A 19,440-nucleotide genomic window follows, 5' to 3' on the forward strand; every position below is an offset into this window, starting at 1 on the left:
CCGCGCGCTCCAGCGCCTCGGCGACCGACTGCGGCGCGGCCGCGGCCGGGGGCGCGTCGTCGGCGGGCGCGGCGTCGCGGGGCGGGCCGCTCCCGACCATCGTGCGCCACCGCCCCGCGTGCAGCGGGAGCGCGATCCCCAGCGCCTCGCGCTGCCGGCGGTCGAGCGCGTCGGGGCGCGCGAGCGCGGCGCGCAGGGCCGGCGTCCCGATCCCGAGGGCGCCCGCCACCTGCCGCACGTCCAGCTCCCCGGCCTCCTCCGCCGCGTCGAGCAGGCGGAGGAGCGGGGACGGCTCGTCGGCGTCGTGGCTCACGGGCGCCGGGGCTCGGCGGGAGGCGGTGGCGGGCATGCGGGGCTACAAGGTGGCATGCCGGGGTCTGTTCGGGCAACGTCTGCGTTCGGGGTCGCGTATGCGGGGCGCCGGTCCTCCCTTAGAATCCGGCCGACCCCTCACCAGGAGTTCCCCCTGATCCGCCCCGCCTCCCTCGCGGTCGCAGCGGCCCTCGCCGCCGGCGCGGCCGCGCCGGCCGCCGCCCAGCAGATCCCCGTCGCCAATCCCGTGCTCTCGCGGATCTGGGCGCTCGGGATGGACAGCTCGCGCGTCATCCCGCTGATGCAGGTGCTCACCGACTCGATCGGCCCGCGCCTCACCGGCACGCCGCAGATGCAGTCGGCGCACGACTGGCTGGCGAAGACCTACGCCTCGTGGGGCGTGCAGGCGACCAACGAGCGCGTCGGCACCTGGCGCGGCTGGCGCCGCGGCACCACGCACGTCGACCTCGTGACGCCGCGCGTGCGCTCGCTCGAGGGGACGACGCTGGCGTGGAGCCCGGGCACCAACGGCCGCGACGTCAGCGGCCCCGTGATCGCGCTCCCCGACGTGGCCGACAGCGCGGCGTTCGCGGCCTGGCTGCCGCAGGCGCGCGGGAAGTTCGTGCTCGTGTCGCAGCCGCACCCGACCTGCCGCCCCGACGACAACTGGGAGCGCTGGGCGACGCCGCAGACGCTCGCGCGCGTGCGCAAGGAGCGGGACTCGATCCGCACCGCGTGGACGGAGCGCGTACGCAAGACCGGCTACAACCTCTCGCTCGGCACCGGCACGCTCGGCCTCGCGCTCGAGCGCGCGGGCGCGCTGGGCGCCGTCGCGTCGCGGTACGAGGGCGGCTGGGGGGTCAACAAGGTCTTCTACGCGCGCAACGAGCGCACCCCCGCGCTCGACCTGAGCTGCGAGGACTACACGCTCGTGTACCGCCTCGCCGAGAAGGGGCAGGGGCCGACGCTGAAGGTGCGCTCGGACAACGCCTTCACGGCCGACGCGCCGACGTTCAACACGATCGCGACCATCAAGGGCACGGAGAAGCCGGAGGAGTACGTCGTCCTCTCGGCGCACTTCGACTCGTGGGACGCCGGCTCGGGCGCGACCGACAACGCGACGGGCACGGTGATCATGGCCGAGGCGATGCGCCTCCTCGCGCAGGCGTACCCGCGCCCCAAGCGCACGATCATCGCCGGCCACTGGACGAGCGAGGAGCAGGGGCTCAACGGCTCGCGCGCCTACGTCGAGGACCACCCGGAGGTGGTGAAGGGGCTGCAGGCGCTGTTCAACCAGGACAACGGCACCGGGCGCATCGTGAACGTGTCGCCGTCGGGGCTCGTGGGCGCCGGCGAGGCGTGGGGGCGCTGGGCGTCGCGGCTGCCGCCCGAGCTGACCAGCCAGATCCAGTACCGCTTCCCGGGCGCGCCGTCGGCGGGCGGGAGCGACAACGCGTCGTTCGTCTGTGCCGGGGCGCCGGCGTTCTCCCTCGGCTCGGCGGGGTGGGACTACGGCACCTACACCTGGCACACCAACCGCGACACGTACGACAAGGTGAGCTTCGACGACGTGCGCGCGAACGCGACGCTCGTCGCCATGCTCGCCTACCTGGCCGCGGACGACGCGCAGACGGTGTCGCGCGAGCGCGCCGTGCGGTTCGGCGAGGTGAACCGCGGCACGGCCGGGCAGTGGCCGTCGTGCCAGAAGGCGATCCGCAAGTGGGGCGACTACACGCGGTGACCGCGGCGTAGCCCGAGAGCGGAGGACCCGTCGCGCGGCGGCGGGGCGCGACGGTCCCTGCGCCCCGCCGCCGCGCGTGCGTCAGCGGATCAGCCGGTACTCGAACGGCTCGACCACCAGCTGCGGCACCTTGCACCCGCCGATCGTCGCCGGCCGGAAGCGCATCCCGCGCACGCCCGCGCGCGACGCGTCGACGAACTCCCGGTAGGCCTGCGCCGACTCCCCCTCCAGCCGCGGGCGGTGCTCGGGCCAGACGTCGCGGATGCTCCCCGGCACCGCGCGGCCGGCCGTGTCCACGATGAACTGCAGGACCACGGTGCCGATGAAGCTGTCGCGCTTGGCCCCCGCGGGATACCGCGGGGAGCGCGACTGCTCGGGGAGCGGCGCGACGGGCGTCTCCGCGGGCACGCGCTGCGAGAAGACGGGGAAGGCGATCGGGCGGCCGTGCGACACGCGGCTGCCGTCGGGCGCGGTGCCGGACGGCACGAGGTCTAGCACGAAGCGCAGCGAGTCGCCCGGCACCGACTCGTCCCAGAAGTAGGGGCCCGTCGAGTCGAACGCCTGGCGGGCGGCGCGCGCCACGAGCGCGGCGCCCGCGGTGTCGACGGCGACGAGCAGCGGGAGCTCGCGGTTGCGGACGTCGTGGACGTCGACCGCGAACCCGCCGCCGCGCCGGAGCACGACCGACACCGCGCCGTCGCTCTCCCACCACCGCAGGCGCGCCGACCCGTCCGGGAGCTGACCGGGCCCCGCGCCGAGGGCGGCCCGCACGCGCTCGGCCGTCGCGTCGGCGAACAGGTGCACCGTCGGCTCGGCGGCCCGCGCGGAGCTGTCGATCAGCCGCGGCGCGAGCGAGACGATCACCGGGTGCAGCGAGTCGGCGGGGATGGCCGCGCGGCAGGCGTCGGGCTGCGCGAGCGCCGACCGGGCGGCGAGCAGCGGGACGGCCGCCGCGAGCACCAGCCGCCGCCTCACGCGCCGTGCTCCCTGATCGTGAAGGTGAACTGCCGATGCGTGCGCCGCCGCTCGACGCACCCGCCCACGCGCGCGGGGAGGAAGACGCTCTTCAGCAGCGCGCGCCGCGCCTCGTTGACGAACGCGCGGTAGTGGGCCAGCAGGTCGCCGGCCGGCCGCGGCCGTCCGTCGGGCCACACGTCGGCCACCGACGCCGGGTCGACCTTCCCCGTGGTGTCGACGTCGAAGGCGAGCGTCACCGAGCCGTACGCCGTGCTGCTGAGCGCGACCGCGGGGTACTGCGGCGCCGCGCGCTGCAGGTCCTGCGGCTCCGACTCCGCCGGCACGGGGAGGGTGAACACCGGCGCCGCGAACGCGGTCCGCATCTCCACCGTGCCGCCGCCGAGCCAGACCTGCGGGCGGCGGTACGCGAGCACGATGCGCAGCGAGTCGCCCGGCACCGCATCGTCCCAGAAGAACGGGCCGCTCGCCGTCTCGGCGTCGCGCACCGCCCGCCGGAGCAGCGCGACCGCGGGGGTGGCGTCGGCGTCGGGGCGCACGGCCAGCGGGGCGCCGCGCTTGAGCACCACCGTCACCCCGCCGCCGAGCTGCCGCCAGTCGAGGCGCGCGTCGGCGTCGGGGAGTTGGCCGGCCGCGGCGCCGAGGGCGGCCCGCACGCGCTCGGCCGTCGCGTCGGCGAGCTGCTGCGCGGTCGGGAAGGCGGCGCGCGCCGCGCTGTCGGGGAGCGACGGCTCGAGGAACACGCGCACGCGCGTGAGCGAGGCGCCGGAGAGCGTGTCGCGGCAGGCGGGCGCCTGTGCGCCGAGCGGCCCGGCGAGCGGCGCGGCGAGCGGCGCGAGCAGGACGAGCAGCAGCGGGGCGAGCGGCGACCGGCGAGGCGACACGGCGGACGGAGGGGGAGGGAGGACGCCGTGGACGCGCGCCCCCGGCTCCCTCTAGCTTGCGCTCGACGCCCGCCCTTCCGCCAGCCTCGACCGTAGTCCCCCGACCGCCGTGACCCGCCTCGACGCCCGGCTGCGCCTCCTCGCCGCCGCGGTCCTCTTCTCGACCGGGGGCGCCGCCATCAAGGCGACCGCGCTCACCAGCTGGCAGGTGTCGAGCTTCCGCTCCGGGATCGCGGCGCTGGCGGTCTGGCTGCTGGTGCCGGCCGCGCGCGGGCGCTGGGACCGCCGCGTGCTCGGCGTGGCCGCGGTGTACGCGACGACGATGGTGCTGTTCGTCCTGGCCAACAAGCGCACCACGTCGGCCAACGCGATCTTCCTCCAGAGCACCGCGCCGCTCTGGGTGCTGCTGGCCGGCCCCGCGCTGCTCGGCGAGCGCACGACGCGGCGCGACCTGCTGTTCGTCGCCGTCGTGGCGGCGGGGATGGCGCTGTTCTTCGTGGCGGGCGACGCGCCCCAGGCGACGGCGCCCGACCCGGTGGGCGGGAACGTGCTGGCCGCGCTGAGCGGGATCGCGTGGGCGGGGACCGTGCTCGGGCTGCGCTGGCTCGGGCGCGCCGACCGCGGCGGCGACGCGCGCGCGGGGCTGACGACGGTGGTCGCGGGGAACGTGCTCGCGTGCCTCGTGGGGCTCCCGCTCGCGCTGCCGGTGCACGGCGCCGGCGCCGCCGACTGGCTGGTGGTCGGCTACCTCGGCGTGGCGCAGATCGGGCTCGCCTACCTCGCGCTCAGCAGCGCGATGCCGCACGTGCCGGCGCTGGAGGCGTCGACGCTGCTGCTGGTGGAGCCGGCGCTCAACCCGGTGTGGGCGTGGGCGGCGCACGGCGAGCGGCCGGCGCCGCTGGCGTGGGCGGGGGGCGCGCTGATCGTCGGCGCGGCGGCCGCCAAGACGTGGCGGGACGTGCGGCGCCCGGCGCCCCCGACTAACGTGCCGGCATGACCTACCGCATGGCCCTCGCGCTGGTCGCGCTCGTCGACTCGATCGTCGCGCTCTACCTGCACCTCTGGAAGATCGGCCTCGCCGGCACGCTGTCGTGCGGGCAGGAGCACGGCTGCGAGGTGGTGCAGCTCAGCTCCTACGGCTGGTTCCTCGGCGTGGACGTGGCGCTCATCGGCGCGGTCGGCTGGGCGGCCGTGTTCGTCGTCGCGGTGCTCGGCACCCTGCCGCGGTGGGAGGACGCGCGCTGGCCGACGGCGGCGCTCTCCGTGCTGGTGTATCCCGCGCTGCTCTTCACGCTGCGCCTCAAGTACGGCGAGTTCGTCGTCCTCCGGAGCTTCTGCCCATGGTGCGCCATCAACGCCGTGATCGTCGTGGTCGCGACCGTGCTCGTCACGCTCGACTGGCGGCGGCTGCGCTCGCGGGGCTGACGGCGGCGACGGGCGCGGGGGCGCAGCAGCCCGCCCGCCCCGACTCCGCGCGGCGGGACAGCAGCGCCCGCGCGCTCCCGCCGGTGGTGACGACGGTGCTGCGCGCGGCGCTCGACCCGCTGCGCGCGCCGTTCGCGGTGGCCGCCACCACGCGCGCCGAGGTGCGCCAGGCGCGCCCCGGGCTGTCGCTCGACGAGGCGCTGCGCGCGGTCCCGGGGGTGCAGGCCGACAACCGCTTCAACGCGGCGCTGGGCGAGAAGATCACGATCCGCGGCTTCGGCGCGCGCACGCAGTTCGGCGTGCGGGGGGTGCGCGTGCTGGTCGACGGCGTGCCGGCCACGATGCCCGACGGGCAGACGACGCTCAACCACGTCGAGCTGGGCGCGCTGGAGCGCGCGGAGGTGGTGCGCGGGCCGGCGTCGGCGCTGTACGGCAACGCGGCCGGCGGCGTGCTGCAGCTGTCGAGCGAGCCGTCGCCGGCGGCGGCGCTCGGGCAGCGGGTGCGCGTCGTCGGCGGCAGCGACGGACTCACGCGGCTCCAGAGCACCACCGGCGGCACGACCGCCGACGGGCGCGGCGACTGGCTGCTGTCGGCGGCGCGCCTCGACTACGACGGGTTCCGCGCCTTCAGCGCGCAGCGCAGCACGCGCGTGCTCGCCCGCGCCGGGTGGGAGGGCGCGCCGGGGGCGCTGCGCGCGACCTTCGCCTGGGTGGACTACGACGCCGACAACCCGGGCGCGCTCGCCGACACGGCGCGCACCCGCGACCCGTCGCAGGCGTTCGCCAACAACGTGCGGCAGCGCACCGGCGAGGAGGGGCGGCACGGGCAGCTCGGCCTGTCGTGGCAGCGCGTCGTGGGCCCCGGGACGCTCGACGCCAGCGCGTACGGGCTGGCGCGCCGCCTCGACAACCCGATCCCGGTGCGCGTCGTGGCGCTGGCCCGCACCGCCGGCGGCGGGCGCGCGGCGTACACCGTCGGGGTGGGCGGGCCCGCGGCGTCGGCGCAGGGACCGCGCGTGCGCCTCGCGGTGGGCGGCGAGTGGCAGCGCCAGCGCGACGACCGCCAGAACTTCGCCAACGCCCAGGGTGTCGCCGGCGCGCGCGTGCTCGACCAGCTGGAGCGCGTCACCAACGCCGCCGCGTTCGCGCAGGCGACGGCCACGCTGGGCGCGCGCGCCACGCTGCTGGCCGGGCTGCGGCACGACCGCGTGCGCTTCGCCGCCGAGGACCGCCTCGTGGCGGCGAGCGACCCGGACGACTCGGGCGCGCGCACGATGTCGGCGACCTCGCCGTCCGTCGGCGTCAACGTCGCCGTGGGGCGCGGGGTGCACGTGTACGCCAACGCCGCGTACGCCTTCGAGACGCCGACCACCACGGAGCTGGCCAACCGCCCGACCGGCGCCGGCGGCTTCAACCCGGAGCTCGAGCCGCAGCGCGCCCGCAGCGTCGAGGCGGGCGTCACCGCCGCGCGCGCCCTGGGCCGCTCGCTGGCGGCGACGGCGCAGCTGGCGGTGTTCCGCGCGCGCATCGCCGACGCGCTGCAGCCGTTCGAGGTCCCGGGTGCGCCGGGTCGGCAGTTCTTCCGCAACGCCGGCGAGTCGGAGCACGACGGCGTCGAGGCCGCGGCCACGCTGGCGGTGGGCGCGTCGCTGTCGGTGCGCGCCGCCTACACGGGGCTCGACGCGCGCTTCCGCCGCTACGCGGTCGGCGACAGCTCGTACGCCGGCCGCCGCGTCCCGGGCGTGGCGCCGCGACGCGGCGAGCTGGTGGTGTCGTGGCGCGGCCCGCGCGACGCGCTGGTCGCCGTCGAGCAGCGCGCGCAGTCGTGGACCGCGACCGACGACGCCAACCGCGGCCGCTCGCCCGGCTGGCTCCTGACGAGCGCGCGCGCGCAGGCGCCCGCGCTCCGCGTGGCCGGCGTGACGGTGGCGCCGTTCGCCGGCGTGACCAACGTCTTCGACGTGCGCTGGGACGCGGCGGTGAACGTCAACGCGGCCGGCGCGCGCTACTACGAGCCGGGGACGCCGCGCGCGTTCTTCCTCGGCGCCGACCTCTCGGGCGCCCTCGGGCGGCGGTAGGGGGGCGCGCTGCAGATCGCCGTCGCCGGGGCGGGGACGCTCCGCGGCACCGCCGCGCTCAACCTCGCCGCCGCGCTCACCGACGCCGCGCTGTCGGCCGCGCTGCGCACCGTCGCCGGGGAGGAGTCGCCGCTCGCGCTGCCGTGGGCGCCGCCGCCGGTGCACGCGCCGGCCGTGAGCGTGCTCGACCTGCCGCCGCGGCTCGACGACGCGGTGCGCCGCACGCTGGCCGAGGCCGACCGCGTGCTGGTGCCGGTCGACGCGGGGCCGCGGGCGCGCCGCGCGCTGCGCGAGGTGGCCGCCGCCGTCGCCGGCCGGCCGCCGGGGACGCTGCGCGAGGCGCTGGCGGGCACGCTGCCGCGCGACGTCGACCGCTGGGCGCTGCTGGAGGAGCTGGAGGCGCTGGCCCCGGCGGCGCTCCTGGCGACCACGCTCCCGGCGGGGCGGGCGCGCGCCCTCGTGCCGCGCCTGTACGCGCCGGGGACGGCCGGCGCGCGCGCCTACGCGCGGCTGGCCGCGGAGCTGGGGCTCGTCAGCGCGAGCACCAGCCCATGAAGTAGACCGTCGCCCCGAGCTGCAGCGTGGCCATCACCACCCCGAACACGAGCGGGTGGCAGCCGCGCGGGATCGGGCGCTCGGGCGGCCGCTCGGGGGGACGCTGGGACGGCTCGGACATGCTGCAATGCTAAGCGGCAGCGTGACTTCGGGGGACCTTCGGCGTCCCGACGGGGTGCAATGGTCGGGCGTGCCATGATAGCCTTCACGCTCGCCGTCCCGGACCCCCGGTCCGCGACGACCTGAGTCGTTCCTTCCCGAGTGCATGTCGTTTACCAGCTTCGGTCTTCATCCCGACCTCCTGCGCGGCGTCCAGGAGATGGGGTTCACCACGCCGACGCCGATCCAGACGCAGGCCGTTCCGCCCGGACTCGAGGGGCGTGACCTCCTGGCCTGCGCCATGACCGGCAGCGGCAAGACCGCCGCCTTCCTCCTTCCCATCGTCCAGCGGCTGCTGGCGTCGCCCGGCAAGGGGACGCGGGCGCTGATCCTGACCCCGACGCGCGAGCTCGCCGCGCAGATCGAGGAGCACCTCCGCGGGCTGTCGAAGCACACGCGCGTGCGCGGCGCGGCGATCTTCGGCGGCGTCGGCATGGGGCCGCAGGAGCAGGCGCTGCGCAGCGGGGTCGACATCGTCGTCGCCACGCCGGGGCGCCTGCTCGACCACCTCAAGCAGCCCTACACCAGCTTCGCGAATCTCGAGGTGCTGGTGCTGGACGAGGCGGACCGGATGCTCGACATGGGCTTCCTCCCCGACATCCGCCGCGTGCTCGCGCACCTGCCGAAGCAGCGGCAGACGCTGTTCTTCTCGGCCACGATGCCGGCGCCCATCGCGCAGCTCGCCGACCAGATGCTGCAGCGGCCGGTGACGATCAACCAGGAGCGCAAGGCGGCCCCGGCCACGGGGATCACGCAGGCGCTCTACCCGGTGCGCGAGGAGCTCAAGGCGCAGCTGTTCCTCGAGCTGCTGAAGCGCGGCGAGCTGAAGGACGTCATCGTCTTCACGCGGACCAAGCACCGCTCCAACCGGCTCTACGACTTCCTGACGTCGCACGGGATCCGCTGCGAGCGCATCCACGGCAACCGCTCGCAGGCCCAGCGCACGCAGGCGCTGGCCGGCTTCAAGAGCGGGGACGTGCAGGTGCTGGTGGCGACCGACATCGTGGCGCGCGGGATCGACGTGGAGGAGCTGAGCCACGTCGTGAACTTCGACGTGCCGCACATGCCGGAGGACTACATCCACCGGGTGGGGCGGACGGCGCGCGCCGACGCGACGGGCGACGCCTACACGTTCGTGGCGCCGGAGGAGGAGGCCGACCTGCGGGCGATCGAGAAGGCGGTGGGGAAGCGCATCCCGCGGCTGACGCTCGCCGGGTTCGCGTACGACGCCCGGCCGACGGAGCGCTTCGAGGTGCCGCTCGCCGAGCGCATCGCGGAGATCCGGAAGCGCAAGGCGGAGGAGCGGGCGCGGGCCAAGGAGAAGGCGGAGCGGAAGGCGCAGCGCCAGGCCGACGAGGCGGCGCGGGTGGCCGCGAAGGACGCGCAGCGTTCGGCGCGCGGGCCGCGCGCGGTGCCGCAGGCGCGTCCGGGCGAGGCCGACGCGTCGTACGCGTCCGAGGCGTCGCAGGGCAGCGGTCGCCGGCGTCGCCGCGGCGGCCGGAACCGGTCGGCCTCGTTCGGTAGGTGAACGCTCGTTCATGACATCGGTGTCGCCGATGTATACGTCTCACGGCCCCGCTCGGCGCACTAGCCGAGCGGGGCCGTGTGGCTATGTCGATGCCATGTAACACCATTTTGTTCTAGCGCGACGGACGAGCACCAGAACCCTGGAACGAATGTTTATGACGTTGTCGTGATGGTTGCGGCCGTACCACACCCTTGGCGGGCGGGCGCAGCCGTCCAAGGTTGTGCGCTATGGATGCCACGCCACGTCGCCGCCGGGCCGACATCGCCGAGACCCTGCGCCGCCGCATCGTCGCCGCCGTGAGTGCCGGCGCGTCGCGCCGCGGCGACCGACTGCCCAGCGCGCGCGAGGTGGCCGCCGAGTTCGAGGCCGACCCGCGACTCGTGCTCGCCGCGTATCGGATCCTGGCCCGCGAGGGGCTGGTGAGCATCCGGCGCCGCTCGGGCATCTACGTCGCCGCGGTCCCCGAGGTCGCCGGCGGGCCGCCGGTGGTCGCGCCGGGGTGGCTGGTCGACACGCTGGCGGGCGGGATCGAGCAGGGCGTCGCCGCGTCCAAGCTCGGCGAGTGGCTGCGCCGCTGCGTGAGCACGCGCAAGGTGCGGGTCGCCGTCGTGGCGGGGAGCGACGACCAGCTCGAGACGTTCTGCGGCGAGCTGCGCGACGACTACGGCTTCGACGCCGTCCCCTTCGCGCCCGAGGCGATCGACCGCCCGGGCGGCGCGCCGCCGGAGATGCTGAACGCCGACTTCGTGGCCGCCCCCGAGCCGCACGCCGCCGCGCTCCGCCGCGCGCTCCCCGACGGCGCGCGCGTCGTGACGCTCGAGCCGCGCGCCGACATCGACGCCGTGTGGCGGCGCGAGATGCGCCGCGGCCCGGTCTACGTCGTGGTGAGCGACCCGCGCACGCTGGCCCTCATGGAGCGCTCCTTCAGCGCCGCCGCCGCCGTCCACCCGATGGTGCTCGGCCGCGACGACATCGCGACGATCCCCGACGACGCCGGCGTCTACCTGTCGCGCGCCGCCCGCCGCCGCCTCGACGGCCAGGCGATGCGGTTCCGCGTGCTCCCGTCCACGCGCGCCTTCACGCCGAAGACGGCGAGGGAGCTGCTCGGCGTGCTCGTCGAGGCCAATCTGGCGGCGATGCAGCGGTAGACCGCGAACGGCGGGAGTCGCTACTGCGGGAGTCGACGAAGCGGGAGTCGTTGAAGCGCACTGCGCTCTTGCGACTCCCGCTTCGTCGACTCCCGTGGTTACGACTCCCGCCGTTCCAGGTCTCAGCAGCCCCGCTTCGCCTGATACGTCAGCTCCTCCTCCACCTCCCCCAGCACCACCCGATTCGCCCACTCGACCCCCTGCGCCACCGAGTGGTCCATGTTCCCCACCTCGTAGCGCCAGGCGCCGAACCGGCCGCGCGAGTAGACGTCGTGGCCGTGCAGCCACGGGTGGATCGTGCGCAGCGCGGCGTCGCGCTCCAGGCTCGGGGTCGGGTACGTGTAGTCGCGCTCGATCACGTACGTGTCCACGATCTTGTCGACGTCCGACTCGCGCAGCAGCCGCGTGTTGAGCATCCCCTCGATCGTCCGGTCGACCACCGTCTCGCGGTCCTCGGCCTTGAACTCCGAGTGCGAGATCTCGGCGAGCAGCGAGTGCTGCCGCGTGTAGTCCGGCACCACCTCGGGGGAGTAGTTCGACAGGTACGTGACGCGGTAGAAGGGGCAGTCGCCCTCGGGGTAGTACATCCAGCACTTGCTGGTGTCGGCCGGGCGGTCGACGCCGACGCCGACGATGAACGACCCCGAGTGGCGCAGCCGGGCCGCCTCGTCGCGCACCGCCGTCGGCGCCGCGCCGCCCGTCATCCCGACGAACTTGTCCATCGGCAGCGTCGACATCAGCACGTCGTACGACTCCGTCGTGCCGTCGGCGAAGTGGACGACCTTCGCGTCGAGGTCCACCCGCGCCGCGGCGCGCTCGAGCTGCAGGTGCTCCTTCACGTACGGGACGATGCGCTCGAACAGCCCGCCGGTGCCGCCGTAGCGCGGGTACTTGAAGGTGTTGTTCGGCCCCCACCCGGCGTCGGCGCGGTCGAGGATCACGTTCCCGAGCACGCGCTGGAGCGACGGCAGCGCCACGCGCTCGCCGATCCACTCCTTGTTCATCATGCGCGGCGGGTGCGCCCACACCTTGAAGTTGTACGGCATCATGAAGTACTTGGCCAGCCCGGCGCCGAACTGCTTCATGATGAGCTGCTCGAAGTTCTCGATCGCGTCGAGGTCGAGGGGCGTCTTCTGCGCCTCCACGAGCCCCATCACGATCTCGAGCACGACCTCCTTCGGCAGGTCCTTGATGTTGTTCTGCAGCGGGTACGGGACGAACCGCCCGCACATCCACACCCACGCCTCGCGCACCAGCTCCTGGTAGTCGTCGCCCATCAGCTTGTCGAACAGGCGGTCGAAGTACTCGTAGTGCGAGAACAGGACGTGCCCGCCGATGTCGTACGTGAAGCCGTTGGGGCTCGTCTCGCTGCTCGCGAGCCCGCCCACCTTCCCGCGCGCCTCGACGAGCCGGAAGTTGCGGTAGCCGAGCTCCTGGAGCCGGTAGGCGGCCCCGAGCCCGGTGGGGCCGGCGCCGAGGATGACGATCTTGCGCTCCGCGTCGGGCGGGGCGGCGGTCGGGTGCGACATGTCGATGATGGGGGTGTCGGGCGCGCTCAGGCCGCTGCGCGCGCGCGGAGGTAGTGGCAAATCGCGTTCTCGACCGCACCGAGCAGCGGGCCGCGCGCGGTGCCGAGTACCGACCAGCGGGGGCGGGGCGCGGCCAGCCGCGCCTCGTCCAGCGCCAGCGGCCGCAGCCCGGACGCGTCCACTCCCGCGCGCTCGGCGCCGAGCCGCGCGAACTCGTGCCAGGTCAGCGCGCCCGCGCTCGCCAGGTGCCAGACGCCGCGCTCGCCGTCGATGAGCAGGTCGAGCGTCGCGTCGGCCAGCTCGGGGACGTACGTCGGCGACACGGTCACGTCGGCCAGCGCCGGGAACGGGCGCCCGGCCGACAGCTCGCGCAGCGCGATGGTGAGGAAGTTCCAGTCGTCCCACGGGCCGAAGAACGCGCTGGTACGCACCACGAGCGCCTCGGGCATGCGCGACAGCACGCGGTGCTCCGCCTCGGCCTTGCTCGCGCCGTACACGTTGCGCGGCGCCACCGGGTCGTCCTCCACGAACGGGCGCGCACTCTCGGCCGGCTCCCCGAACACGAGGTCCGACGAGAAGGTGGCGAGCGCGATCCCGCCGGCGGCGCAGGCGTCGGCGAGCATCGCCGGCCCGCACACGTTCTCGCGCCAGCACGCGTCGCGCTCGCGCTCCGCGTCGTCCACGCGCACGAAGCCGGCGCAGTTCACCACCGCCCACGGCCGGTGCTCGGCGAGCGCCGCCTGCACCGCGCGCGGGTCGGCGACGTCGAGCTCCCCGCGGCCGAGCGCCACGTGTGCCAGCGCGCGGCCGCGACACGCGCGGGCGATCGCGCGCGCCAGCGTGCCGCGCGCGCCCGTGATGAGCACCGGGCGCGGCGCGGACGCCGGGGGCGCCATCAGCGCGAGCCGCCCGCGCGTCCGCGGCCGGCCGACCGCGTGCTTGCGCGCGACCGGGTACTGCAGCCGCTCGGGCATCTCCCACCACCCCGGCCCGTCGAGCGCCGGGTGCGACGCCCGCCCCTCGGCGGCCAGCGCGCGCACCATGGTCGCGAGCGCCGTCGGGCGCGGTTCGGGACCGCGCACGTCGAACAGCCCCGGCTCGTAGAACCCCTCGTCGCGCGTCAGCAGCGAGTTCCAGTCGAAGGAGCCGAGCGCCGCCCACGCGGTCACCGCGCGGACGTCGACGCCGTCGGCGCGCAGGCGGAGCGCGGCCTCCCACACGGTGCGCAGCCACCGCAGCTGCTGCTCGCGCGTGCAGGCGAGGTGCACCTCGGTGACCGCGATCGGGAGGCGGTACCGCTCCCACGCCTCGCGCAGGAGGCATTCCGGGCCGTCGCAGCCGTCGCCGAGCACGCGCACCGCCTCGACGTCGGCGTAGCGGTGCCAGGCGTTGCCGCCGTGCGCGTGCGCCGGGTAGCGCGACAGCCGCCGGTCGAGGAAGCGCTCGCTGGTCAGGTAGTGGTTGATCCCCACCAGGTCGGGCGGGCAGGGCGCGTCCACCATCGCGCGCAGCGCGTCGGGGGCGATCCCGCCGGGGCCCACGAGGTACTCCCAGAACGCGTCGCCCGGCGCCAGGCGGCCGGCCAGCACGTCGACCGTGGCCCAGCGCCGCTCGTTCTCGAACGCCGCCTGGTAGGCGAGCCCCGGGGTCGCGTGCACCTTCCCGAGGTCCTCCGTCTGCACGAGGCGCGCGCCCGGGACGACCGCGCGGATCTCGCGCATCGCGAGCGCCGTCGCCCGCATCTGGTGCGCGAAGGCGAGCGCGAAGCTGCGGTCGTCGGTCGCGTGCGGGTACCACAGGCCGTAGAGGGCGCTGAAGCGGGCCGTGGTCAGCGGCTCGTTGATCGGCGTCCAGTCCTCGACCCACGGGTAGCGCTCGGCGGCCGCGCGGGCGAAGGCCGCGAAGCGCTCCGGGAACGCGGGGTCGACGAGCGACGTGTCGCGCGGCCCGGAGCCGTGGTGGAGCAGGGTGACGACCGGGCGCACGCCGAGCGCGCGCAGCCGGTCGAGGCGCGCGTCGCTCCACGTCCAGTCGGGGGGCGCGCCGCCGGGGGCGACGCGCTCCCACAGCACCGGGAAGCGCACGGCGCGGACGCCGAGCGCCGCAAGGCGGTCGACGTCGTCGGGCCGGTCGTGGTGGCCGTTGCGGGCGAGCTGGTCGAAGTACCGCTCGCCCACCCGGTTCACCGTGCACTCGACGCCGGCCCAGACTTCTGGATGCGTCTCCATCACCGCCACCCCGCCGCCGCGCCCCGTCCGGGCCGGCCGGCGGTCCGCGGACTCACGCGGTGAGCTCCTCGCCTCCGACCGCGACCTCGCGCGCCGACGACGCCCGGCGGGCCGCCGCGGGCGGCGCCTGCTCCGCCTCGCCCATCGCCGTCGCGATCAGCCCCTGCATCGTGCCGACGATCGACTCCCACGACGCGTCCTTCGCCATGCCGATCCCGCGCGCGACCAGCTCGGGCTCGGGGCAGGCGAGGGCCGCGCGCGCGGCGGCGACGAAGCCGTCGTGCGACCGGGCGACCTTCACGATCGGGGTGAAGTTGCGCACCACGTCCGCCACCGCCGTCGACACGATCGGCTTGCCGGCCGCCATGTACTCGAGCGTCTTGGTCGGGTTGATGTACTCCGTCGCCTCGTTGAGCGCGAACGGCATCAGCGCGACGTCGAAGTGCTTCGCGTACGCCGGCAGCTCGGCGTACTGCTTCTGGCCCAGCCAGTGGAGGTTGGGGGCCTGCGGCAGCTCGCGCGGGTCGACCTTCACCACCGGGCCCACCATCACGACCTGGTAGTCGGGCAGCCGCTCGGCCAGCACGCGCACCAGCTCGTAGTCGATCCGCTCGTCGATCACGCCGTAGTAGCCGAGCACCGGCGCGTCGCCGGCCGGGAAGTCGGCGGGGCGCGGCGTCTCGGAGAGGCGCGCCTTCGCGAAGTGCGCGCTGTCGACGCCGCAGCCGAAGAAGTGCGCGTTCGGGTGCAGCTTCGACTTGGACTGCCAGAGGCGGTAGCCGCCCGTGAACACGACGTCGGCGCGCCCGATCAGCAGCCGCTCGCGCTCGACCAGCTCGGGCGGGGCGAAGCGGAACTGCGAGAGCTCGTCCATGCAGTCGTAGACCACGGCGCGCTCGCCGAAGGCGCCCAGCATCGCCGGCGCCGGCATCGGCGTGTAGAACCACTGCACGGGCGCGCGGAACTGCCCCGCCAGCGCGCCGCCCCGCGCCATCGCCTGCAGCAGCAGCGTGCGCGTGGCGACGATCGAGGCGTCGCCGTCGCCGCGCAGCGCGCCCGGCAGCCGGGGGATGGCGCGCGTGACCCCCTTCATCGGGCTCGAGAGCTCGAGCGACGGCGTGGCGATGTCGTCGGCCCAGACGGGCTCCTCGACGAACAACACCGGACTCGACGCGGCGAACCGCGAGAGGAGCTGCTGCGGGCGCTGCCACACGAAATCCCAGCGCAGGTGGCTGTGCACCACGAGCGGGGCGTCGAAGTCGGCGGGAAGGCGCGTCGTGCGGTCGTTCCGGTCCACGAGTCGGGTCATGACGGGAGGTTCTGGCACGGGCGACGGCGAGCCGGTGACGGCACCAGAGGTCGTCACCCGTGATCTTGGTCCGCCACCGGGTTAGGCAAGGCGCGTTCCGGCCGAGACAGATGTACACGAAGCCGAACGCGAAGCGGGCGCGGCCCCTGAGGAGCCGCGCCCGCCTGGTGCGCCACCGTACCGGATCGCGCGCCGACCCGGCGTCAGCCGCCCGGGTTCGAGCCGTCGTCGTCGGAGGCGATGAGGCGCCGCGCGCCCTGCCACTTCCGGAAGAGCTGCCCGTTGCGCTCGATCGTCGTCTCGATCACGCGCCCCGACTTCACGCTCGCGTGGATGAAGCGCCCCTCGCCGAGGTAGATGCCGACGTGGTCGACGGTGCGGCGCGTGCCGAACGTCAGCAGGTCGCCGGGCTTCAGCGCGTCGCGGTCGCGCGGGATCGCCTTGCCGACGCGCGCCTGCTGCGCGGCGGTGCGCGGGAGCGCGATGCCGAGCGCCTCCATCGCGTAGCGCGCGAACGAGGAGCAGTCGAGGCTCGCGCCGGGCTGGTTGCCGCCGAGGACGTAGCGCGTGCCGAGCTGGCTGCGCGCGCGGCTGATCATGCGGTCGAGGAGCGCACTCGCGGAGCGGCCGATCTCGGTGAAGGCGCCGCCGTGCGCGGCGGCGGGGGCCGCCTGCGCGACGGCGAAGGTGACGCCCGAGGCGCTGTCGCTCGACGGGCCGCCGAGCAGCGCCGACAGGTCGGGGAGGACCACCGTCGGGACCTCGCCGAGCTCGGGCTCGCGCGACCGGGCGGCGAGGAGCCGCGGGGCGCGGGTCGCGGGCGTGCGGCGGAGGACGTCGCCGGCGCGGCGGGTGCCGCTGGCGGTTCGGCGCGACGCGGCGCGCGTGGCCGCACCCTTGCTCCGGCGGGAGAGGACCGCGCCGGCCTTCTTGCGGCTCGGCCGCGTGTCGCGGCGCGCCTTGGGCTTGGCCGGGTTGGCGGGCTTCGCGACCGACGCCGACGTCCATGTCGGGGTCGTCGCCTCGCGGGCGGCCGCGGCGGCGGGGAGGGCGACGGTGCCGGTGGCGGCGACCGTCAGCGCGAGCGCGGCCGCACGCAGGCCGCGACGCAGGTGGTGCAGGGCACGCGAGGTCGATCCTTGGCGCACGCGGGTCCTGGGGGGAGGGAACGGCAGGGGAGACGTCCACGCCGGCACGGGGTCCTGCTGCCGGGTGGGGAGGGACGTGAGAAGCTACCCCTCGCCCGGTCGGGCCCGGGAGGGACTTCGTGCGCCCGATCACGCTCGCGCCTGACCGCGCGGTCAGCGAATCCCCAGCGCCTTGTGTGTCTGGACCGAAAGGCGCCAGCGCGGGTGCGCGAGGCAGTAGGCGATCGCCGCGCGCACGTTCGCCTCGCGCACGGCCGGGTCCGCCACGTCCATCGGCTGCAGCCAGAACTGCCGGAAGGCCAGCGTCGCGAAGCGCTCGGGCTGCGCCTCGGGCTCCGCTTGAGGGAACACCAGCTTGAGCTCGTCGCCCGCCGTCAGCACCAGCGGCGCGCCGGCCTTCGGGCTGACGCAGATCCAGTCGAGCCCGGGCGGCGCCGGTTGCGTCCCGTTGGTCTCGACCGCCACCTCGAACCCCGCCGCATGCAGCGCCGCGACCGCCGGCCCGTCCAGCTGGAGCAGCGGCTCGCCGCCGGTGCAGACCACCAGCGGCCGCCCCTCGGCCCCGGCCGGCCAGAGCGCCGCCACCGCGGCGGCCAGCGCTTCCGGCGTCGCGAACCGCCCGCCGTCGGGGCCGACGCCCACGAAGTCGGTGTCGCAGAAGCGGCAGACCGCGCGGTGGCGGTCCCGCTCGCGCCCCGTCCACAGGTTGCACCCCGAGAAGCGGCAGAACACGGCCACGCGCCCGGCGTTGGCGCCCTCGCCCTGGAGGGTGAGGAAGAGCTCCTTGACGGTGTAGCTCACGAGGCCGGCTCCTCCGCACTCGGCGCTCCGCGCTCGGCGCTCGCTCCGTCCCGCGGGGATGCCGAGCGTCGCGCGCCAGGCGCCGAGCGGTCCGCGTACGCGACGGGGTCCTCGGCTCCCGCCTCCGCGAACCCCTTCAGCCGCAGCTGGCAGGCGTCGCAGTGCCCGCACGCGGCGCCGTCGGGCGCCGGGTCGTAGCAGCTGGTCGTGTCGCCGTAGTCGACGCCGAGCGAGAGGCCGAGGCGCACGATCTCCGCCTTCGTGAGGTCGAGCAGCGGGGTGCGAAGCCGGATCGCGACCTCGCCGCGCTCCGCGGCCTCGACGCCGGCGCGCGTGGCCAGGTTCGCCAGCCGCTCGAAGGCGCGCACGTACTCGGGGCGGCAGTCGGGGTAGCCGGAGTAGTCGAGCGCGTTGACGCCGATGAACACGTCGCGCGCCCCCGTCGTCTCGGCCAGCGCCAGCGCGTAGCTGAGGAAGATCGTGTTGCGCGCCGGCACGTAGGTGATCGGCACCCCCTCGCCGGCCAGCGCCGCCGCCGGGCGGTCCTTGGGCACCGCGAGGTCGGCGGTGGTGAGGGCCGAGCCGCCGAACACCCCGAGGTCGATGTCGACCACGACGTGGCGCGCGACGGCGTGGCGCGCGGCGATCCGGCGCGCCGCCTCGACCTCGTGCGCGTGGCGCTGGCCGTAGCGGAAGGAGAGGGCGTGGACCGCGTACCCCTCGCGCGCGGCGAGGGCGAGGCAGGTCGTCGAGTCGAGGCCGCCCGAGAGGAGGACGACGGCGGCCGGTCGGGCGTCGGGCATGCCGAAAGGTAGCCGGGCCGGCTAGCGTTCACGCGTTCCCACACCCACCCATCGGAGACCCCGTGTTCCGCTTCACGACCGCCAGCCGGACCGCCGCCGCCCTCTCGCTCGTCGCCGCGTGCGCGGGCGCGCAGGAGGCGCCGCGCGTGACCAAGGACGCGCCGGCGTCGGGCGCCGCACCCGCCGCGCTCCCGCTCAAGCACGCCCCGCGTCCGACGGCCGCGCCGATCACGGCCGCCGACCTGATGACGCGCCTCTACATCTTCGCCGACGACTCCATGATGGGGCGCGAGGCGGGGACGGAGGGGAACCGGAAGGGGAACGCGTACATCGTGCGCGAGCTGCAGCGCCTCGGGCTGCGCCCGGCCGGCGAGAACGGCACCTACCTCCAGACCGTCCCGTACGTCCGCCGCAGCGTCGACCCGAACGCGACCATCACGGTCGAGAACGAGACGCTGCGCTTCGGCACCGACTTCGTCGCGTCGGGGGGCACCTCCACGCGCTCGATCGACGGCGTCGGCACGATCTACGGCGGCCGCCTCGGCCCCGACGGGCTCGCCGGGCTGACCGCCGAGCAGGCGAACGGGAAGCTCGTCGTGCTGACGGCGCAGACGCTGGCCAACACGCAGGCGCTCTCCCGCCTCCCGGCGCTGCAGGGCGCGGCGGGCGTGGCGCTGGTGCTGCTCGACCAGCTGCCGCCGCCCGTGCGCGCGCAACTCGCCCGTCCCGCGCTGGCCGTCGACCCGGCGGCGTTCGCGGCGGCCGGCGCCACCACCGGCGCCCCGCCGGCGGACGCGCCGCTGGTGCTGATCGTCAC

General features: G+C 75.6%; 16 protein-coding genes and 2 pseudogenes. 8 read left to right on the top strand and 10 right to left on the bottom strand.

What is annotated here, in order from left to right:
- Positions 1-313 (bottom strand): annotated as a pseudogene (locus PYV61_RS06630) (hypothetical protein); the annotation flags it as partial.
- 246 nt (positions 314-559) lie between these two features.
- On the opposite strand from PYV61_RS06630, the gene PYV61_RS06635 reads away from it, so the two are divergent.
- A complete protein-coding gene (locus tag PYV61_RS06635; protein ID WP_275829607.1) occupies positions 560-2,053 on the top strand; it encodes a M20/M25/M40 family metallo-hydrolase in 1,494 nt (497 codons plus the stop codon).
- Positions 2,054-2,134: 81 nt separating this feature from the next.
- Here PYV61_RS06635 and PYV61_RS06640 read toward each other — a convergent pair whose 3' ends face one another.
- Together PYV61_RS06640 and PYV61_RS06645 are read right to left on the bottom strand one after the other, a co-directional pair.
- Positions 2,135-3,028 carry a hypothetical protein gene (locus tag PYV61_RS06640; RefSeq protein WP_275829609.1) on the bottom strand — a complete coding sequence of 298 codons (894 nt, stop codon included), beginning with the start codon at positions 3,026-3,028 and terminating at the stop codon, positions 2,135-2,137.
- Positions 3,025-3,912 (bottom strand): hypothetical protein, encoded by an 888-nt coding sequence (locus PYV61_RS06645; RefSeq protein ID WP_275829611.1) that lies wholly within the window; start codon positions 3,910-3,912, stop codon positions 3,025-3,027. The genes PYV61_RS06640 and PYV61_RS06645 overlap by 4 nt, the downstream gene beginning before the upstream one ends.
- A gap of 109 nt (positions 3,913-4,021) precedes the next feature.
- Here PYV61_RS06645 and PYV61_RS06650 point away from each other — a divergent pair, with 109 nt between their 5' ends.
- From PYV61_RS06650 to PYV61_RS06665, 4 genes are all read left to right on the top strand, one after another.
- On the top strand, positions 4,022-4,909 hold the full coding sequence (locus PYV61_RS06650; protein ID WP_275829613.1) for an EamA family transporter: 888 nt from the start codon (positions 4,022-4,024) through the stop codon (positions 4,907-4,909).
- Positions 4,906-5,337 carry a vitamin K epoxide reductase family protein gene (locus PYV61_RS06655; protein ID WP_275829616.1) on the top strand — a complete coding sequence of 144 codons (432 nt, stop codon included), beginning with the start codon at positions 4,906-4,908 and terminating at the stop codon, positions 5,335-5,337. The genes PYV61_RS06650 and PYV61_RS06655 overlap by 4 nt, the downstream gene beginning before the upstream one ends.
- Entirely contained in the window at positions 5,253-7,415 is a 2,163-nt protein-coding gene (locus PYV61_RS06660; protein WP_275829618.1) for a TonB-dependent receptor, read from the top strand. The genes PYV61_RS06655 and PYV61_RS06660 overlap by 85 nt, the downstream gene beginning before the upstream one ends.
- A 159-nt stretch (positions 7,416-7,574) precedes the next feature.
- Positions 7,575-7,970 (top strand): hypothetical protein, encoded by a 396-nt coding sequence (locus tag PYV61_RS06665; RefSeq protein ID WP_275829620.1) that lies wholly within the window; start codon positions 7,575-7,577, stop codon positions 7,968-7,970.
- Here the strand turns inward: PYV61_RS06665 and PYV61_RS06670 are convergent.
- On the bottom strand, positions 7,948-8,091 hold the full coding sequence (locus PYV61_RS06670) for a hypothetical protein (protein WP_275829621.1): 144 nt from the start codon (positions 8,089-8,091) through the stop codon (positions 7,948-7,950). The genes PYV61_RS06665 and PYV61_RS06670 overlap by 23 nt on opposite strands.
- Before the next feature lie 144 nt (positions 8,092-8,235).
- Between PYV61_RS06670 and PYV61_RS06675 the strand changes: the two genes are divergently transcribed.
- Both PYV61_RS06675 and PYV61_RS06680 read left to right on the top strand, forming a co-directional pair.
- On the top strand, positions 8,236-9,657 hold the full coding sequence (locus tag PYV61_RS06675) for a DEAD/DEAH box helicase (RefSeq protein ID WP_275829624.1): 1,422 nt from the start codon (positions 8,236-8,238) through the stop codon (positions 9,655-9,657).
- A gap of 227 nt (positions 9,658-9,884) precedes the next feature.
- Complete coding sequence (locus PYV61_RS06680) at positions 9,885-10,805, top strand: GntR family transcriptional regulator (RefSeq protein ID WP_275829626.1); 921 nt, start codon at positions 9,885-9,887, stop codon at positions 10,803-10,805.
- Between the two features lie 122 nt (positions 10,806-10,927).
- On the opposite strand, the gene PYV61_RS06685 is transcribed toward PYV61_RS06680, so the two are convergent.
- The 6 genes from PYV61_RS06685 to queC form a co-directional block, all read right to left on the bottom strand.
- The gene (locus tag PYV61_RS06685; RefSeq protein WP_275829629.1) at positions 10,928-12,334 is read right to left on the bottom strand and encodes an FAD-dependent oxidoreductase; all 1,407 of its coding nucleotides are present in this window, start codon (positions 12,332-12,334) and stop codon (positions 10,928-10,930) included.
- Positions 12,335-12,360: 26 nt separating this feature from the next.
- Positions 12,361-14,562 (bottom strand): family 1 glycosylhydrolase, encoded by a 2,202-nt coding sequence (locus PYV61_RS06690; protein ID WP_275829631.1) that lies wholly within the window; start codon positions 14,560-14,562, stop codon positions 12,361-12,363.
- Between the two features lie 52 nt (positions 14,563-14,614).
- Positions 14,615-15,871: a glycosyltransferase gene (locus PYV61_RS06695; protein ID WP_275829633.1), complete on the bottom strand. Its 1,257-nt coding sequence runs from the start codon at positions 15,869-15,871 to the stop codon at positions 14,615-14,617.
- A 203-nt stretch (positions 15,872-16,074) separates the two neighbouring features.
- Positions 16,075-17,019 (bottom strand): C40 family peptidase, encoded by a 945-nt coding sequence (locus PYV61_RS06700; RefSeq protein ID WP_275829635.1) that lies wholly within the window; start codon positions 17,017-17,019, stop codon positions 16,075-16,077.
- Positions 17,020-17,172: 153 nt separating this feature from the next.
- Positions 17,173-17,820: a 7-carboxy-7-deazaguanine synthase gene (queE, locus tag PYV61_RS06705; protein ID WP_275829637.1), complete on the bottom strand. Its 648-nt coding sequence runs from the start codon at positions 17,818-17,820 to the stop codon at positions 17,173-17,175.
- The gene (queC, locus tag PYV61_RS06710) at positions 17,817-18,623 is read right to left on the bottom strand and encodes a 7-cyano-7-deazaguanine synthase QueC (protein ID WP_275829640.1); all 807 of its coding nucleotides are present in this window, start codon (positions 18,621-18,623) and stop codon (positions 17,817-17,819) included. Before queC ends, queE begins: the two co-directional genes overlap by 4 nt.
- 62 nt (positions 18,624-18,685) lie before the next feature.
- On the opposite strand from queC, the pseudogene PYV61_RS06715 reads away from it, so the two are divergent.
- Positions 18,686-19,440 (top strand): annotated as a pseudogene (locus PYV61_RS06715) (hypothetical protein); the annotation flags it as partial.

Origin of the sequence: Roseisolibacter sp. H3M3-2 (genome assembly GCF_029211165.1) — a bacterium.
GTDB lineage: Bacteria > Gemmatimonadota > Gemmatimonadetes > Gemmatimonadales > Gemmatimonadaceae > Roseisolibacter.

Bases quoted from the DNA above. Each gene is read 5' to 3' on its own strand.
- PYV61_RS06690 (WP_275829631.1), bottom strand. From the start codon at position 14,562: ATGGAGACGCATCCAGAAGTCTGGGCCGGCGTCGAGTGCACGGTGAAC.
- PYV61_RS06670 (WP_275829621.1), bottom strand. From the start codon at position 8,091: ATGTCCGAGCCGTCCCAGCGTCCCCCCGAGCGGCCGCCCGAGCGCCCG.
- PYV61_RS06680 (WP_275829626.1), top strand. From the start codon at position 9,885: ATGGATGCCACGCCACGTCGCCGCCGGGCCGACATCGCCGAGACCCTG.
- PYV61_RS06695 (WP_275829633.1), bottom strand. From the start codon at position 15,871: ATGACCCGACTCGTGGACCGGAACGACCGCACGACGCGCCTTCCCGCC.
- PYV61_RS06655 (WP_275829616.1), top strand. From the start codon at position 4,906: ATGACCTACCGCATGGCCCTCGCGCTGGTCGCGCTCGTCGACTCGATC.
- queC (WP_275829640.1), bottom strand. From the start codon at position 18,623: ATGCCCGACGCCCGACCGGCCGCCGTCGTCCTCCTCTCGGGCGGCCTC.
- PYV61_RS06685 (WP_275829629.1), bottom strand. From the start codon at position 12,334: ATGTCGCACCCGACCGCCGCCCCGCCCGACGCGGAGCGCAAGATCGTC.
- PYV61_RS06675 (WP_275829624.1), top strand. From the start codon at position 8,236: ATGTCGTTTACCAGCTTCGGTCTTCATCCCGACCTCCTGCGCGGCGTC.
- PYV61_RS06660 (WP_275829618.1), top strand. From the start codon at position 5,253: ATGGTGCGCCATCAACGCCGTGATCGTCGTGGTCGCGACCGTGCTCGT.